Source organism: Paenibacillus sp. FSL H7-0350 (assembly GCF_038593195.1).
GTDB lineage: Bacteria > Bacillota > Bacilli > Paenibacillales > Paenibacillaceae > Paenibacillus_AQ.
The window spans coordinates 7,459,413-7,476,677 of the sequence record NZ_CP151972.1 but is presented as its reverse complement, the minus strand read 5'-3'; the positions used below and the strand labels follow the sequence as shown (position 1 = coordinate 7,476,677).

The 17,265-nt window shown below is 55.1% G+C and carries 7 protein-coding genes; 3 read left to right on the top strand and 4 right to left on the bottom strand.

What is annotated here, in order from left to right:
• Positions 1-1,524: a sugar ABC transporter ATP-binding protein gene (locus tag NYE24_RS33280; RefSeq protein WP_305954380.1), complete on the bottom strand. Its 1,524-nt coding sequence runs from the start codon at positions 1,522-1,524 to the stop codon at positions 1-3.
• Positions 1,525-1,596: 72 nt separating this feature from the next.
• Complete coding sequence (locus NYE24_RS33275) at positions 1,597-2,637, bottom strand: ABC transporter substrate-binding protein (RefSeq protein ID WP_036695202.1); 1,041 nt, start codon at positions 2,635-2,637, stop codon at positions 1,597-1,599.
• A 269-nt stretch (positions 2,638-2,906) separates the two neighbouring features.
• On the opposite strand from NYE24_RS33275, the gene NYE24_RS33270 reads away from it, so the two are divergent.
• Genes NYE24_RS33270 through NYE24_RS33260 form a run of 3 tightly spaced genes read left to right on the top strand, consistent with a single transcriptional unit; the run spans position 2,907 to position 7,269 of the window.
• Complete coding sequence (locus tag NYE24_RS33270; RefSeq protein WP_342477692.1) at positions 2,907-4,709, top strand: sensor histidine kinase; 1,803 nt, start codon at positions 2,907-2,909, stop codon at positions 4,707-4,709.
• Positions 4,710-4,711: 2 nt separating this feature from the next.
• Positions 4,712-6,310 carry a response regulator gene (locus tag NYE24_RS33265; protein WP_342477691.1) on the top strand — a complete coding sequence of 533 codons (1,599 nt, stop codon included), beginning with the start codon at positions 4,712-4,714 and terminating at the stop codon, positions 6,308-6,310.
• Complete coding sequence (locus NYE24_RS33260) at positions 6,307-7,269, top strand: substrate-binding domain-containing protein (protein ID WP_063829021.1); 963 nt, start codon at positions 6,307-6,309, stop codon at positions 7,267-7,269. Before NYE24_RS33265 ends, NYE24_RS33260 begins: the two co-directional genes overlap by 4 nt.
• A gap of 3 nt (positions 7,270-7,272) precedes the next feature.
• Here the strand turns inward: NYE24_RS33260 and NYE24_RS33255 are convergent, their stop codons facing one another.
• Both NYE24_RS33255 and NYE24_RS33250 read right to left on the bottom strand, forming a co-directional pair.
• A complete protein-coding gene (locus tag NYE24_RS33255; RefSeq protein WP_342477690.1) occupies positions 7,273-8,628 on the bottom strand; it encodes a hypothetical protein in 1,356 nt (451 codons plus the stop codon).
• Positions 8,629-8,952: 324 nt separating this feature from the next.
• A complete protein-coding gene (locus tag NYE24_RS33250) occupies positions 8,953-17,079 on the bottom strand; it encodes an endo-1,4-beta-xylanase (RefSeq protein WP_342477689.1) in 8,127 nt (2,708 codons plus the stop codon).
• Positions 17,080-17,265 lie beyond the last annotated feature (186 nt).

The following is a 17,265-nucleotide window of genomic DNA, read 5'->3' as shown; positions in this document are numbered from 1 at the left end:
TCAGCCTCCCGCAATCGCCTGCATAATCTGCTGCTGGCTCATGTCCTTCTCTGAAATTTCCTTCACCTTGCGGCGGTCGCGCAGAATGGCGATCCGGTCGCTGACCCGCAGCACCTCCTCCAGCTCCGAGGAGATGAACAGGAACGACATTCCCTGCCGGGAGAGCGTCAGCACCAGCTTCTGAATCTCTGCTTTGGCTCCGATGTCAATCCCCCGCGTCGGCTCATCGAGGATGAACAGCTCCGGCTCCGTCAGCAGCCAGCGGGCCAGAAGCACCTTCTGCTGATTGCCGCCGCTGAGGTTCTTGATCAGATGGTCCGGGCTGGGAGGGTTGATATTCAGCATGCGGATGTATTCTCCAGCCAGCTCCTCCTGCCGCCCACGCGGGATCGTCTTGAACATTCCATCCTTGGCCTGGAGCGCCAGAATAATGTTCTCTCTTACCGTCAGATCGCCGATGATCCCCTCGGTCTTGCGGTTCTCCGAGCAGAAAGCGATCCGCCGTCCTATGGCTTCCCGGGGAGAGTGCACCCCGCCGCCGGATGACGGCAGGATCACTTGCCCGGAATCCGGCTTGTCGGCACCGAACAACAGGCGGGCCGCCTCCGTCCGCCCGGAACCCAGCAGTCCGGCCAGTCCGACGACCTCTCCCTTGCGGATCGCCAGATCGAACGGCTCGATTCCGCCCCGGCGGCCCAGCCCTTCCGCCCTCAGCAGCTCATCGCCCAGGCTGTTCTTGTCCTGTGCCGCAAGCGTTGGCAGCTCATCCAGCAGATGAAGCTCCTTGCCGATCATCTTGAGTACGAGATCCAGTCGGCTCAGCTCGTTCGCCATGTATTCACCGACCAGCTCGCCGCCGCGCAGAATGGTGACCCGGTCGGAGATTTCATACATCTGGTCCAGAAAATGCGTCACAAACAGGATCGACAGCCCCTCCTGCTGAAGCTTCCTCATAATGCGGAACAGCTGATCCACTTCGTTCTGATCCAGGCTTGAGGTCGGCTCATCCAGAATCAGCACCTTCGCCGAGATATTCAGCGCTCTGGCTATGGCAACCAATTGCTGAACTGCAACAGAGTAGCTCTGCAAGGGAAGGGTGACGTCGATGTGCAGATTCATCCGTTCCCGAAGCAGCTCCGCTGCCCGCAGGTTCATCTGCTTCCACTGGATACAGCCGAACCGCCGCGGCTCCCGGCCGATGAAGATATTCTCGGCGACCGTCAGGTTGGGGCACAGATTCACCTCCTGATACACGGTGCTGATGCCCGCAGCCTGTGACTCCTGCGGGCTGCGCATGGAGATGGCTGTGCCCTCCATCTCCACAAGGCCTTCATCAATCGAATAGACGCCGGTCAACACCTTGATCAAGGTGGATTTACCGGCGCCATTCTCGCCCATCAAGGCATGCACCTCGCCGGGGAACAGGCGCAGACTCACATCTGTCAGGGCTTTCACCCCCGGAAACCGTTTATGTATCCGGGTCATTTGCAGTATGGGCTGCTGTGTGCTCAAGGCTATATCCACTCCTTATTCTCCATAGACAACCGCTCCGGCGGTTCAAGGACCGCCGGAGCAAGGTTTCTTTTGGCTTGCTGATTAATACTGGCGGCTAGGCAATGCTTCCTTGGCCTGCTCGGAAGTGAAGGTGGTCTCCTCGGTCACGATCCGCGCTTCTACCTGCTTGCCATCCACCACATCCTTCACCACCTGCATCAGCTGAGGTCCAAGCAGCGGGTTGCACTCGACGATGAAGTTGATTTTCCCTTCACTGGCAGCCTGCATTCCGTCCTTCACGGCATCGACAGAGATAATCTTAATATCCTGGCCCGGCTTGAGGCCTGCTGCTTCAATCGCTTGAATAGCCCCCAGCGCCATATCGTCGTTATGGGCATACAGCACATCAATTTTCTTATTGGCCTTCAGGAAGGCCTGCATGACTTCTTTGCCCTTGGCGCGGGTGAAGTCGCCGGTCTGTGAAGCAATGACCTTGAGGTGCGGGTTATCCTTAATAGTCTCGGCGAAGCCTGCCATCCGGTCATTGGCCGGAGCAGAGCCTGTAGTTCCCTGCAGCTCTACAATATTAACGTCCTCGGAAGCATCCTTATACTGCTCGCTCAGCCACTTCCCTGCCTTGCGTCCTTCTTCCACGAAATCGGAGCCCAGGAAGGTAACATACAGTGAGGTATCCTTGGAATCTACCGCACGGTCTGTCAGAACAACCGGAATGCCCGCCGCTTTCGCCTCCTTCAGAACCGTATCCCAGCCGGATTCCACTACCGGAGAGAAGGAGATGACATCAACCTTTTGCTGGATAAAAGAACGCAGTGCCTTGATCTGATTCTCCTGCTTCTGCTGGGCATCCGAGAATTTCAGCGTGTAGCCCGCTTCCTTGGCTGAATCCTGAATCGACTTCGTATTCGCGCTGCGCCAGCCGCTCTCCGCCCCGACCTGCGAGAAGCCGAGCGTAATGTCCTTGGCCTCCTTGGTGGCATTGGCCGCCGGCGCCTTCGTTGCTGCACTGTCAGTCTTGCCCGCATCCGCCGCCGTGTTCCCGCCGTTATTGCTGCTGCATGCCCCCAGCAGGGTCATGGACAGGGTCAGGGCAAGCACAGCCCCCACTTTTCCAAGCTTCTTCATATCTCCTTATTCCTCCCCCTTGACGTTCACCATGTTCCGGTGTTGTGCTCATTATAGAACGCTTACAAAAGGGCATTATACGGGCAGTCTTTGGCGTTTGCTTTCTAATTTTGGGTTTATTCCCTCCGAATAGGTATTTTGGTGTACTTTTTTATTCAAAAGGTGGATATTTTGTTTGCGCTTTCTTTTCTGTTTCGGTATTCCAATATTTGTTATAAAATAGAGCTAGGAACGGCATCTACTCTACTTGTGAAAGGGAATTCCCGATAATGCGGATTACACGCTGGATCTCCTCCAGTCTTAGAGCCAAACTGCTGGCTTTGTTCATAGTGCTGTCCACCATACCGCTGATTGCCGTCGGCCTTATTTCCTACCAGAAATCCTACCAATCCATCTCCAGTCACAGCAAGGCTTCAAGCATGCTTCAGGCCGATATGCTGGGAACGAATATGGACAACCTGTTCAAGGATACCGAGCGTTTGCTGGAGCTTAGCAATAATCCACAGGTCATCCACTTTCTGTTCTCGCAGTCGGAGACCTATCAGGAGGCCAAGGACATTCTGCAGACCTTCACCCTCTACCGGGACACCTACAAGTATGAGAATGTCCTCAACATCAGTCTCATTAATCTGTACGGCAAAGGCATCAGCGAACGCCGGGGAATCTTCCAGTCCGCCAGCAACCCGCTGCGCAATCCGCATTTTCAGGCATTATCCCAGAATCCGGAGCTGATCCTCCGGGTGCCCCCGCCGCTGATCACCGGCTATGACCGGGTAGACGGCTTCACCTACGGGAATGAGGGCGTGATCTCGATTATGAAGGCGGTCAAGCAGCGGATTACGCATGAAGTCATCGGCTATATCATAGTGGATCTGAATGATTCCTTCATTAAAGAGTTCTGCGACAAGGTGACGATCGGCACTACCGGATTCTTCTACCTGCTGGATGAGCAGAACAATCCCCTCTATGTTCCTCCTGTGCGGGCGGGAGAGCTGTCCGTTATTCAGGACAATCTGATCCCTGCGGGGGAACGGGGCAGAAGCGGCAGCTTCGTGCTTCAGACGGGCGGACCGCCCCGGTTCATCGTCCATACCTCGTCGCTTGCGACAGGCTGGACGATTATCGGCATAGCCCCGCTGCAGGAGATTGTGGCCGAGGCGAACCGGATCAGGCAGCTGATTATTATCAGCGTGGGCTTAAGCATTATTTTTGCGATCACACTCCATTATCTGCTGACCCGGCGGCTAACCCGGCCCATCCAGCTGCTCCAGCACAAGATGCGCCTGACCGCAAGTGGCTATCTGGAGGCCAAAGTCAAGCCGGACGGCACCGATGAGATCGCCGATCTCGGGCAGAGCTTCAACATTATGGTCGAGCAGATCAAAGAGCTACTGGCCCAGAGCATCCGTAAGCAGCAGCAGCTGCAAAAGGCAGAGCTGCGGACGCTTCAGGCGCAGATTAACCCTCATTTTCTGTATAACACGCTGGATTCTATTGTCTGGATGGCAGAAGCGGGGAATCACGATGGTGTGATCCGGCTGGTGAAGGCGTTATCCGCGTTCTTCCGGCTTAGCCTCAACAACGGGCGCGACTGGGTACAGATCCGCTCTGAGCTTGCCCATGTGCAGAGCTATCTGATTATCCAGCAGATGCGCTACCACGACATCCTGGAGTTCAAGGTGGAGGTGGCGGAGGAGCTGCAGGAGTATCCGATACTGAATATGACTCTGCAGCCGCTGGTTGAGAACGCCCTGTATCACGGAATTAAGAATAAGCGGGGCATGGGGCTAATCCGCATAGGCGGCTACACCGACGGCGGCACCATTATGCTTACGGTCTCGGATAATGGCATCGGCATTCCCGACGAGCGGCTTACGGCGCTGCGGGAATCGGTCGAGCATCCCATCCAGTCGGAGGAACCCGAGGACACCGGTCAGGGCGGCTTCGGCCTGCAGAATGTGCATCAGCGGCTGCGGCTGTATTTTGGGCCCGAATATGGTATCCGTCTGGACAGCTCGGAAGGCTATGGCACACAGATTACGGTTCGCATACCCAAGAACAGGGGGGTCTAGTGATGAAGAAGATTATGCTGGTGGATGACGAGATCCTGATCCGCGAGAATATCCGGGAATGCATCGATTGGGAGAAAGAAGGCTTCCTCTATTGCGGTGACGCTCCCGACGGGGAGCTGGCGCTCCCTATCATTGAAGCGCAGCTGCCCGACATTCTGATTACCGATATCAAAATGCCGTTCATGAACGGCCTGGAGCTTACCTCTGTCGTCCGCCAGAAATTCCCGCAGATCAAAATCATCATTCTAAGCGGTCATGATGACTTCCAGTATGCCCAGAAGGCGCTGCGTCTGGGGGTGGAGGACTACTGCCTGAAGCCGTTCAGCGCTGCCGACCTGCTACAGCTCCTGCGTAGCGTCAGCGCCCGGATTGATGAGGAACTAAGGATCAGGCACAAATATGCCTACACCCCCGAGAATCTGTTCGCGGATCTGTGCGGAGGCCTGATCAGCACCGCTGCCGCTTACGAAGCGGCGGCCCAGCTTGAGCTGCAGTTAACAGCTCCATACTACGCCGCCGCTGTATTTACTCTGCAGCCGCAGAATATGGAGGATTCTCCAGAGCCTCCCCCCGCTTCGCCGGATGCAGAGGCAATGTTAGCAGGCCTGCTCAAGGAGGCGGCCGACAGCTTCATCTACAAGCGCAGCCGCACGGAGACGGTCCTGATCTATAAAGGCAGTGATCCGGCCCAGATGAACCAGACTCTGGATGACCTGTGCGCGGCTGCGAAGCAGCGGCTGAGGGTAGGCTGCGGGCTGGAGCTGTCCGTCAGCCGGGGCAAGGTCTGCGAACGTCTGCAGGGCATTCACCTCTCCTATCTGGAGGCTGAGAATGACCGCATGTTCAAGCAGATGTCCAGAATGCATTCCGCCGCCATGCTTGAGGCGTATTATGACCCTAGCGCCCATGGGGTTCTGCTCGACAGAAGCCGGCTGGTCCAGTTCCTGAAGTCGGGCGACCACAGGCAGATGTCCGGCTTCCTGCTGGAGCTGTCCAAGGAGCTTGAACAAATGAACTGGAGCTCAGGATATGCCTGTTACCTGATGAACGATATCACCCTGGAGCTGGTCCAGACGGCGAAGAACGGGTTCCGCGCAGCTGCGGGCCACGCCGGCATACTCCAGGAATTGCAGACACCGCTGAAGCAAATCTCCAGTAGTGAGGATGGCCTTCAGTATCTCAAGCAGTTATACGAGCGGCTATGGGAATGGCGTTCCGAAGGAGCAGACAAGCACCGTGAGCTGATTGACCGGGTGAAGGAATATATCCGTGAGCAATACGACAAGGAGCAGCTCTCCCTGAATGACATTTCTAAGGTGGTCAGGGTCAGTCCCAGCCATCTGAGCAAGACCTTCAGTCAGGCTACCGGGCAGACCATCACGGAATTCCTGACGGCTACACGTATGGACCGGGCCAAGGAGCTGTTGAAATCCACGGGGCACAAAACCTTTGAAATCGCCTATCTGGTCGGCTATAACGATCAGCATTATTTCTCCAACCTGTTCAAAAAAGTAACGGGGATGACGCCCATGGAATTCCGCAGGCAGGGAAATACCGGGGAGCAGCTGCACACGATCCCAAGAGGGGCGGGAAATGCGTGAGCGTAAACAGGCTTCGGGGATGGTCTGTGGTTCTTCTGCTGCTGACGGCAGGCTTCCTGCTTGGCGGTTGCCTACAGTCCGCCGGAGCAGCGGATACTCCCGAGAAGACAGCGGGAGATTCTCCGTTAAGTGCAGGTGAAGAACCTCCGCTGACTTTCGGCATTATCTACCCTATGGTGAATGCCACTTACGAGATGATCACCGAAAAAGCGGAAGCGGTTGCCAAGAAGCATAATGTGGAACTGCTGGTGCAAGCTCCCGATGAAGCCAATCTGGAGCAGCAGATCCGCATCATGGAGATGATGATTAAGCGGGGGGTAGACGGCATTGCGATTGCTCCGGTGGATTCGCAGGCGCTAACCGCCATGATTAACAAAGCGGCCGCCCAAGGGATTCCCGTGGTCTGCTTCGAATCGGATTCGCCTGCCAGCCGGAGAGCAGCCTATATCGGGGCGGATAACCGGGCAACCGGTGCAGTGATGGGACAGACGGTAGAACGTCTGCTAAGCGGTAAAGGAATGATTCTGGTGGAGTCCGGGATGTCCCGGATGCAGAGCACCCGGGAACGCCTGCTTGGACTTGAGACCTACCTGACTAAGCATACGGACATTGATGTACTGGAGATCCGCCACAATGATGGCAGTGAGGAGCGGGCTGCCGGGCAGCTGGAGCAGATGATCTCGGACCATCCCCATTTCAGCGCGCTGGTCAATCTGGATTTTGTCTCCGGCACCAGCTCTGTCCTGGTCTGGAAGGCCAAGGGGCTAAAGCGTTATAACCTTGCCCTCGGCCTGACCCCTGCCTTGCAGCAGGCGCTGGATAACGGCCAGATTACCCGGGTCATCTCACAGAACGAGCAGAACTGGGGCGAGGATATCATCAACACGCTGCTTTTACAGGCCAAGGGGGTAGATACTGCCCAATGGATCAACACGAATATTGCGATTATTGGGGAGTAGCCTTTAATAAGCCCCGGCGCTCAGCTTCAGAATCGTGCCGGTGGAAGCCGGAATGACATCCGCATAACTCCCCAGTCCGAAATAGAAATCGCCATTCTGTTCCTCGAAAGAACGGGCGAACGTATCCCGGCTGAAGCGGAAGACTTCGCTCCAGCCTTCCCCGCTGGCTGCGAAGCTGGCAGTATTTTTGCGGTAAACAGCATTCGTATATTGTCCTGGAGCTTCCTTCACGTAACCGAGCACATATACCGTCTCCCCGCGCTCCAGAATATCCATTGGCACTACAGCAGAGTCAGGCAACCGTTCCTTGCGCACATTCTGGAAGTTAGCTCCGGCCGAGAACAGTCCCTGCGGGATCGATTGATGATCGTTATAGATCACCCCTGCAATATAGAGCAGCCGGTCGTTCACAGGGGTCGTGCGCAGGAGCTTCAGCCAAGGCTGTCCGCTGACACCGGGAACATTCACTTCACCGGGTTTGGTAACGAAGCTGATCCCTGGGAACAACTGGGTACTGGTAAAAGTCAGCTTGGACGTCTGAATCCCCCCGCTTGTGCTCTGCTTGATGGAGGTCATATACCCTTTCTCATTGGCAATTCCCTGGGTCTTCCCTGCCGTGGCTGAGGAAGCATACAGTGTATCGCCCAGCTCGAACAGATTGTACGCACGCATAATACCGTACTGGGAGACCGAGCCGAGGCGGGTCCAGGTTGCTCCCTTGTTCGAAGACACGTAAATCAAAGGCCCTTCGTTAGCGCCCAGTGCTGCGTACAGCTTGCCTTTGTAGTAAGCCATGTCGTACACATGAATACCTCCGGGAATGTTCATGTATTGATCCCAGTGATCCCCGTTCAGCCGGTAAAAATTCCCGTAAGCCCACCCCGGTACTCTGGAGTCATGCCCGGGAATATACAGCTCTCCGTTCAGCACCTTGAAGGTATCGATCTGCTCATCCATGACATAGACATTGGTAGTCACCTTGCCTGTCGCCGGGTTCGTATACGTAACATCCTGGACAGAGAATTTATTCTGGGCAAGATCCCAGTAATAGATTGGAACCGGCCCCGCATTGGGCGAAGGCGCATTGTTGCTGCTGTTGCCGTGGCCCAGATAGATTTTGCCGCCAAAAAGCTGCATGTCCCAGACATTACGCGCATAAGCCGCTTTCTTGAACGGGCTGCCCAGCACTGCAATGGAAGAACTGACGTCCACAGCAGCCGGAGCCGCAACCTCTGTCCTGATAACCTGTTCACTCCCGACAGGCGAAGCCAGTACCCGCCCCACTCCCGCGTAAAATACAGTACCCAGCAGCATAAGCCCCGCACACAACCGGCTTATATGTTTTATTACTCGACGCATAGTAAATCCTCCTAATCTTTGGAATGAAGCAATGATAAACTAATTATTTGTAAAAAAGAAGCTATACAGGAAATATTAGTACTTCCGGTATAACCGCAAGGCGAACGCGTAGCGGCAGAGCTGGGCGGGAAGACCCAGAGTTGCGGGATGCCCGGGTACTATCCAGTAGTGTCCATTCGCTCATCAGCAAGTGTACTTTATCCAACAAAAATACCCTCCGGCCAGCCAGCATCCGGCCCATCTTCCGATGGGTGGACGCTCGCGGCCGTAAGGGGTATTTGATGTAATTCTATGCTTTTACCTGCGGGGTTGTGCTTCTCCGAGTTACTTCTTCAGTATGCGGAAAATCATGACGGCGGCTTCCGCCCGGGTGGTGGCTGCGGCGGGATGAACGGATGTGCCGTCTCCCCGCACGATGCCTTCTCTGACCAGAGCGGCTACACTATTTACGGCATACTTCGCTACCTTATTGCTGTCCGTATAGCCGCTTAAATCTCCGGCACTGCCGCTAACGGTTAATTTGTTCACCGCCTTCAGTGCTCTGGCAGCGATCACCATCATATCCTGTCTGGTGATTTCTCCCTTCGGATTGAAACTGCTTCCGTCTACTCCCTGGATGATTCCGAGCTTCTTGGCAATGCCCAATGCTTCATAATAATAGGCTCCCTGACTGACATCTGTGAAGCTGGAATCTGCCTCCGCTTCAAGTCCCAGAGCTCTCACCAGCATCAGCACGAAATCCGCTCTCGTGATGTTTTCCCCTGGATTAAAGGTCGTACCAGAGGTTCCAGTGACTATACCCAGCCCGTATAGCGTTTCAATCGCCTCCGAAGCCCAGCTATACTTGGCCTGCACATCCCGGAATGGGCTGACAGGCGCTGGTGTCGGTGCTGAAGTCAAGCCTGGTGACGGCGCTGGCGACACTACTGTTCCAGGCACAGGGGTAGGCGTTGGTGCAGATGACGGCATCGATGTCTGCGCTGGTGTAGATATTGGCGTCGGCGTCGGTGTCGGTTTCGGTGTTGGTGTCGGTGTCGGTGTTGGTGTTGGCTCAGACGGACCGCCGCTGTCTTTTAGCGTAGTTACAGAGAGGGCAGGACCATTCTTGCTCCAGTTCCCGGCTTCATCCCCGGCCTGCACCGAGAAATGATACTCTGTTCCCGCAGCAAGCCCGGTTACCTCGTACCGCTGCTCTGTTCCAGACAACGCAGCGATTTCCTCTGCTCCCCTATAGACTTTGTAGCCTGTCACTCCCTTGTCGTCAGCAGCCCGCGTCCACGTTAGTGTCAGAGCGGATGCAGTGATCCGTGAAGCTTCAAGCTTGCTTCCCTCCATCCAGACCGGAGGTGTGGTGTCCGTAGCAGGCAGCGTGGTGGCTGACACAGAAGGCCCGCTCTCGCTCCAATTGCCGCCCGTGTCTCCTGCTTCCACTTTGAACGTATACGGCTTACCCGGCTGTAGTCCCGTTACTTGATGACTGTATACAGCACCCGTTACGGTCTCCGTATACACAGCATCTGTAACCGTAATCGGTTTATCTCCGGTTCCGTTCGTAATCCGGTACCCGTAGATGCCGCTGTCATCAGTGGCCGTAGCCGACCAGGTCAGCGTCAACCCGTTACTCGTGATACCGGAAGCAGCAAGCGTACTTCCTTCCGCCCAGACCGGCGGCGTGACGTCTTGACCCGGAAGGGTGGTCACTATAACGGACGGTCCGTCCTTACTCCAGTTCCCCGCAGCATCGCCTGCCTCTACCTTGAAGGTATACGGCGTGTTCGGCAGCAGTCCGGCTACCTCATAACGATATACGGCTCCGGTTACGGTCTCCACCGGTTCATTGCCGGTTACAAGCACCGGCTCAGCATCGATCCCGTTGTAGATGCGGTAGCCGGTAACGCCCACATTATCCATTGCAGCCGGCCACGATAAGGTAACCCCTGTACGCGTAATATCGGTAGCTGCAAGCTTGCTTCCCTCAGCCCACACGGGCGGTACTGCGTCTCCCTTGCCGCTGAGAGTAAGGCTGCCGAACACCTCTGTTGATTTTGCAGCCCGGCCCAGCAGATCATTCCAGGTGGCTACGCCGATCAGGCTGGACCCGGTTGCGTTGTTCACCTGTGCATCGAACCGGATCTGTGTCCCGTTCTCCGGCTTCAGCGTGCGGAACGGAATTTTCATCTCCACCGTATAAGCCGTTCCTTCGGTTACCGCCGCCGATGCAAATCCCGGTGAGACCGCCGGTGTCGAATTACTGAGGAACTTGAAGGACTGCTCACCGGCATAATTGACCCGGTATTGCCCGTCATCCTCGCGGTACGGCCAGGCGTTCATACGGTCTTCGTCCACATAAGCTTCCACGGAGTCCTGCTTCGTCTTATCCGTGCTGGCTTTGCTTAACTGCGTATCTTTGACCTGGAACAGTACATAGAGATTCTCTTCATCCCATAGCGTCCGGGCGGTTCCTGTGGTCTCCGCTGTCGCCATAAGATGATTATCAATCTGGATCTCCGGCGCATTCGCCCAGAGGCCGTCTATGCTTCCATCAATCTCAGGGGTACCATACAGCGCCGTAGAGCTCTTAGTCTCTGGAGTCACATAGAGCGGATGACCGGCCAGATACTTCTCAGGATCAAGGATGGCATAATATGCCGGCTTCGGTGCCAGCGAACTGATGAACGGTAACGGATTCTGGCCCGCTCTCCAGCTCGCGCTGTCCGCATATCCCCAAAGGGTGACACGCGCAATAACATCCGCATGCTTCTTGTAGATCTGGAACAATTGGGCATACAGGCTCGCCTGCTTCTCTGCCCACTCTGCTGAGAGGGAATAATTCATGCCTGCCAGCACATCCAGCTCGCTGATGGAGAGCTCCACGCCCAGCGAAGCATATTTCTCAATCGCCGCTTCCACATTGGCAGGCTTGGTTCTCATATCGTAGTGGGACTGCAGCCCGATGCCGTCAACCAGCAGTTTGCCGGGATGGGCCAGCGCATAACGGTCATTGATCTCTTTGACCATGTCATAGATGGCATCCCGCTTTTCCGGGAAATCATCATTGAAGTCATTGTAATACAGCTTGATATTCCACGCCGGATTGTCATTCAGCACTTCCCTGGCGGCAAGGAATGCCTGCTCTACAAAGTCAGGGCCGACAGAATAGTACCAAGGTGACTTACGCAGCGCATCCTTCCAGTCCGTTACGGCGGGAGGACCATCCTGCATCGCCTCATTGACCACATCCCAGGAGATCACCGAATCCTTGTAATGCTCCATGACAGTACGGATATGGGTTCTCATATTTGCCAGTGCTTCACTGCGGCTAAGATAGACCGGATTCCCCGCCCCATCCTTCACGGCATTGCCTGAGGCATCTACCTGCTGCGTGAACCACGCCGGAGTCTGGCTATGCCATACCAGCACATGCCCATGGACCTCCGCTCCCATCGCCCGGGATTTGGCAACCATATCGTCTGATTTGCTGAAGGTAAAAGTGCCTTTGATCTTCTGCAGCGCATCCGGCTTCATCTCGTTCTCGAAGGTCACGGCATTGAAGTGATAATTGAAGAACGCATTCTGTCCGTTGCCCGGATTAAGATCATTAGTGCCGGGTATATTGCCGAGCAGGAAGTCGTTCTTATACACCTCCTGGAGTGGAAGAATGCTCTCCAGCCCTGTGTCTGTGAAGCTGAAATCATCAATATAGTAAGACGCAACCATACTGTTCGGGCTCTCCACATATAAAGTGACATCATCTTGCAGATAACGGTAGGTGCCTTCCAGCTTCACCCAGTCTCCGCCTGCACTAAGCGTCTGTGTAGCCAGACTGACATAGTACGGCGTTGGCGCATTGACCTGTGCCGTCAGCTTGAGCTGTGCGCTTGCCGGGCTGATCAGCTTCACCCAGACTGTTGCCTTGTACTCGTTACCAACGGTGACAGCATCCTTGACCGGGACCGAAGGTCCGTCCGGGTTGGCGGCACGGCCTGTGACCTTCAGAGCATATGCGCCGCCCGCTGTATGGTTAGCTTCTTTGGTCACCTCCAGCTTCACGCCAGCACTTCCCTTTGGCTGGAAGCCTTGCACGGTCCCATCCTCGAAATCTCTTACCGCCTTCATCCCTGCTGTAATAGTGAACGGGCTAACCTTTACACTGACACTTCCCTTAATAACAGTCAGCGTAAATCCGCCTCCCTGGAGGGTAATAACGGTCTTCACTCCCAGTTGCTTCAGCGCTTCATTCCCATCCAGAACAGCCTGTGCTTTGGCCATCAGCTTAGCGTTATCTTCACCCTCTACTGCATTAGGAACGGTAATCCGGGTGCCAATCAAGGTCGCCGCTTCCTCTACCGCCTGCTGATCTGCAGTAATTTCCCCCGTCTCTCCCAGGGTCTTTACCAGGGTAACCCCCGAGAAGATGACTTTGAAGTCCGTTACAGCGCTGGTATTGGTTCCATACAATTGTACCTTGGCAGCCTTGAAGAATTCCGGAGTATACGTGGACGGACTGCCCATCGTGGTCCAGGAAGAGCCGCTGTTGGTCGAGAAATAGCCTTGCACCACATTGCCTTCTTTTACAATCCGCAAGTAATAGGTAGTCCCGCTCAGATTGGTCTGATTCGTATTGTTGGTGAAGGACTGGGTGCCGCTTTTGCCTGAATTATTTACTTTGATATTGCTGCTGACCTTCCTTGCATTGATCCGGTAAAATTCTCCGCTTGAACTGCCGCTGATGCCAAGCCCAACCTGGGAGTTCTCGCCCATCGACGGATCATTCAGCGGTTTGTCAACGGTAAGCTTCGCCGTCAGCGTCCAGTTCCCTTCAGCGGAGCCTGGAAGCTGCAGCATATTATGGCTGCCCGGATAGTCCGTATCGCTCTTCAAAGTCTGAATCTCTGCACCATCCGCACTATAGCGGAGTGCAGTCTGCGGATCAGCCGGATTTACCACCTCCCAGCCTGCCGGAAGGCCATTCGAGAAATCAACCACCTCGTTCGTACTGAAGAAGATTTTATAGGTCTTCACTTGTTCGCCTTTGATAAACCGGACCACTGCCGTGCCTTGCGCACTGTCTGCCTGCGAGATGCTCACAAGCTCAGCCGGTTCGCTGGTTACCGCCGTAACCTTCGGAATGGCGTTCCCGGTTACTGTATATTTATATTCATATTTCCCTTCGTCAAAATCAGACGGCTGAACGCCATCGATAAAGAGGTTGCGGGAGACAACCGCCTCAGGAGTAAGCGACATTTGGTCGGCATACAGAATGTTGGCATCCTTCGCATACACCGCCAGTACCACCTTTGCTGTACCTGCGGGTTCTTCATACGTGAATGGTTGATTAGGCGTCTCATGCCAGTCCGCCACCTTCACATCCACAGGCTGGAAGGAGCTGAGGCCAAGCGGGCCGCCCTCAAGAATACGCCCAATCAGTTTCCCGTTCTGCCAGTAAGCCGGATCGCCAGCTTCACGGGCAGCGTAGGGTTCCGGCATATCGCGCCCATTAACCGGGTCCATTCCAAGCTGGACTCCGTCCTTGTCGTAATACACCAGCGCCGCTTCCACATCCCCGGGATGCTCCGCAGCCACATCATAACTGTCCGGGCGGCTCATCATCGAGAGGAAATAGCCCTTGAAGTTATAGCTCTCTCCCTGGCTCAGCTTGCCGGTCATATCCTGCCAGATGCCGTCATACTGCTCCGCAGCTGCTGTGCGGCCCGCAAGCTTCCCGGACCCTGCAACCTTGGAGGTAGAGCTGTTCTTCAGATAACGGGAGAGTCCCGAGTAGCTCTGCACTGTATCTGCTGTGAGTACAGGTCCAGTGACAGCAGGCTCGAAGCTGCCGTTATTGTAACGGCCTGCCGACCAGTGATCGGTACTTACGCCTGTAGCTGTATCGAAATCTCCATTCAGCAGCAGGTTCCCTGGAATCGTCACAACCGAGTTATTGGCAGCCGCACTCCAGTCGGAATCGCCTGCGCCGAACAGGAAGCGGTCAACGGTAATCGTACCCTCGGCCCCATTGGGCTCAGCCACAATATAGAGATCCTTATGCCCGTAAGCACTGAGATCACCAGTATCGACCATAGCCTGGAATTTGCCGTAGCTATCGTTGGCCGGTACCACAATCGCTGCGACCCGCGTACCTTGGGACTGAATATCGGTCCTGCTGCCGACAGCCGTTCCCACCGGAAGGACGTATGCGGCAAGCTTGCCTCCCTGGGCCGACTTCGTCTGGGCAGTAAGGTATAGCAAGTGTCTGCGGACTACACCGCCGTTCGCCGAGCCGTCTGCAAAGTTCACATTGTTGTACGCGAGGGTTCCGCCTGTCCCAAGCGTCACTGCCTCATTGGCCCGGCCCGCCTGGCCTGCACTGTCGCCGGGCACACGGTTATCATTCCCCTCTGCTTCCAGCGTGGAGAAGATATCGCGTACCCCGTCCAGTCCCTGATAGGTGGCAAAGGTTCCCTTGGACGGAACGATTGTCACGATGCTGGCGGACGGAATGTCAATAACGAACTTGCCGCCCGATAACGGAATCGTACCCAGCTTCTTCTGGTTCTCGCTTCCCGAGGTGCGGAACACCGTCACACTGTCCGTTCCTGCCGGGAAGTCCTTCAGATTGAATTCCAGCGGCTGGACACTGTCATCGTTGTTCGCGTTGGATACCGTCATCGAGAAATCACCCGTAGCCGGATTCTTGAAGCCGACCACATTCAGATCAGGCGCCGGTACGCGTGTAACCTCAAAGCGCACATCGCCGGGATTCATGAACCGGGAGAAATGCCCGTAGCTGTAAAAGCGCTTGAACAACCGGTATTCACCGGTCAGTGTGCTGATCCGTCCCGGCTCCTGCTGGGAGTTGGTCGTCACGAAGCGGATCAGGTCAGAGCCGTCTGCGCCGTTGCTGTCCCACATGCTCCACCAGACAAAGCCGGTGAAGCCCGGATTACTGGTGAACATATTGGTCATCAGATTGGACCAGCGCACAGCATCATTAATATTCTGATTGCCGTAGCGCTGGGTATACGCCCCAGCCGATCCGTCACCGGTGTCCTGATTCATAAATTCTGCCTGCCAGAGCTTATACTTGGTCAGATATTCGGGATACTTGCTTCCATCCTTGGTGTAATCCAGAGGACTCTTGGAGAAATCTCCGGTGTGGTACAGCTTGTTCTCATCCGTACCAATGCCAACAGTTCCGTAGAGATGGGTGGTGAATACATCGAGATAGGGATTCTTGTCGAGCGCATTATCCGGGTCGGTCTGCGAGAACACCTCGCCGCCTCTGCTTAAGGAAGCGCCCAGATTGGTGCCGTCCACTGCGGCAAGCTGGGGAATGAAGTCAATGAGCTTGCCTTCCGGGTTCTTAATATCATAGAGGTCGCCGCCGGGCTGCATCGATTTTTTCAAGGCAGGACCGATATAGCCGTTAATCAGTTCCGTAACGTAAGCGGCTGAACCGCCCGCCAGATCGACTTCGTTGAAGGGATTGATGTGGGTAACCGGAATCCCCCACTGCTCCCACATGCCGCGGATATAATTGACAAGATAATCTGCATATGCCTGATAATATATTTTGACGGGTTTTCCGCCAATCGTGGCGATATCGCCGCGGACAATTTTGCTGGGAGAATTGGTGTTGGATTGGCTCATCCAGTAGGGTACAGTCCAGGTGCAGGCGTAGAATTGCTTAACACCATACTGCTGTGCCTGGCGCATGGTCCAGACCTGATCGATATCGAACAGCTCTTTGCGGGTACGCGGGGAATTCTTGATGACTACAGGCTGTTCACCGGGCTTACTGAGGAGATTGGTCGGGCCGCCGTCGTCATTGCCGATCGGCTGATTCCAGGAGGGATAATCCCATACAAAGTCTTGCACAGGTACAAGCGTTCCAGGAGCATGCTCCGGTTCAACCGGCCAAATGCTGTCGGTATTTCCGTCGTAATAGCGGTTCTCCGCTTCGATCTTGTAGCCGTATTGTCCTGCTGTTCCACGCAGGGGAATGGCATTCCCCTCAATGTCAAAGCCGGGATTATTCACATCAGCCAGGAGACTGGTGAGCGGGTTGAACCCTGGGCTTGCCGCAGTAGCCCCGGAAGTCGTCAGGCCGCCGTTGTCACCGATGATCACCCGGACAATGTCGTGGCCTGTACCCTTCTGTTCACTGAAGGTCAGATCCAGCAGATGCCGGACCGTATCCTGATGGCCGGCAGAAGCGAGCTGCAGCATATGCACGGAATCCGTATACGCATAGGCGGCTCCTACACCATCCATCGTCTGATAGCTCTTGTACCAATCGGCGGTTACCTGTGCCGGAGCAATAGCAGACTGCACGGCAGCAGCCGGAGCAGCTTGAAGCGGGTTAGAGAATGGCATAGGGGTAATGACGGATAGCAGCAGCACACCAGCCATTGAAACTGAGAGTGCCTTTCTCCTGATCTTTTTGCTCATCCTAGAGATTCCTCCTCTTGTATGCGCTTACATTGGTTTTGCCTGGTAATATCCTACCAAATCAGATTGTACATTTGTAGAAGAAGGATGCACGATTCATTTTAAAATAACACTAAAACACTTTAATTTTTAACGATATGAGAACTTCGCCCATCGTCCATCAGCAAGTGAAGAAAAAGGCAGCGA

Coding starts and splice junctions, on each gene's coding strand:
- NYE24_RS33275 (WP_036695202.1), bottom strand. CDS start 2,637: ATGAAGAAGCTTGGAAAAGTGGGGGCTGTGCTTGCCCTGACCCTGTCC.
- NYE24_RS33270 (WP_342477692.1), top strand. CDS start 2,907: ATGCGGATTACACGCTGGATCTCCTCCAGTCTTAGAGCCAAACTGCTG.
- NYE24_RS33265 (WP_342477691.1), top strand. CDS start 4,712: ATGAAGAAGATTATGCTGGTGGATGACGAGATCCTGATCCGCGAGAAT.
- NYE24_RS33255 (WP_342477690.1), bottom strand. CDS start 8,628: ATGCGTCGAGTAATAAAACATATAAGCCGGTTGTGTGCGGGGCTTATG.
- NYE24_RS33250 (WP_342477689.1), bottom strand. CDS start 17,079: ATGAGCAAAAAGATCAGGAGAAAGGCACTCTCAGTTTCAATGGCTGGT.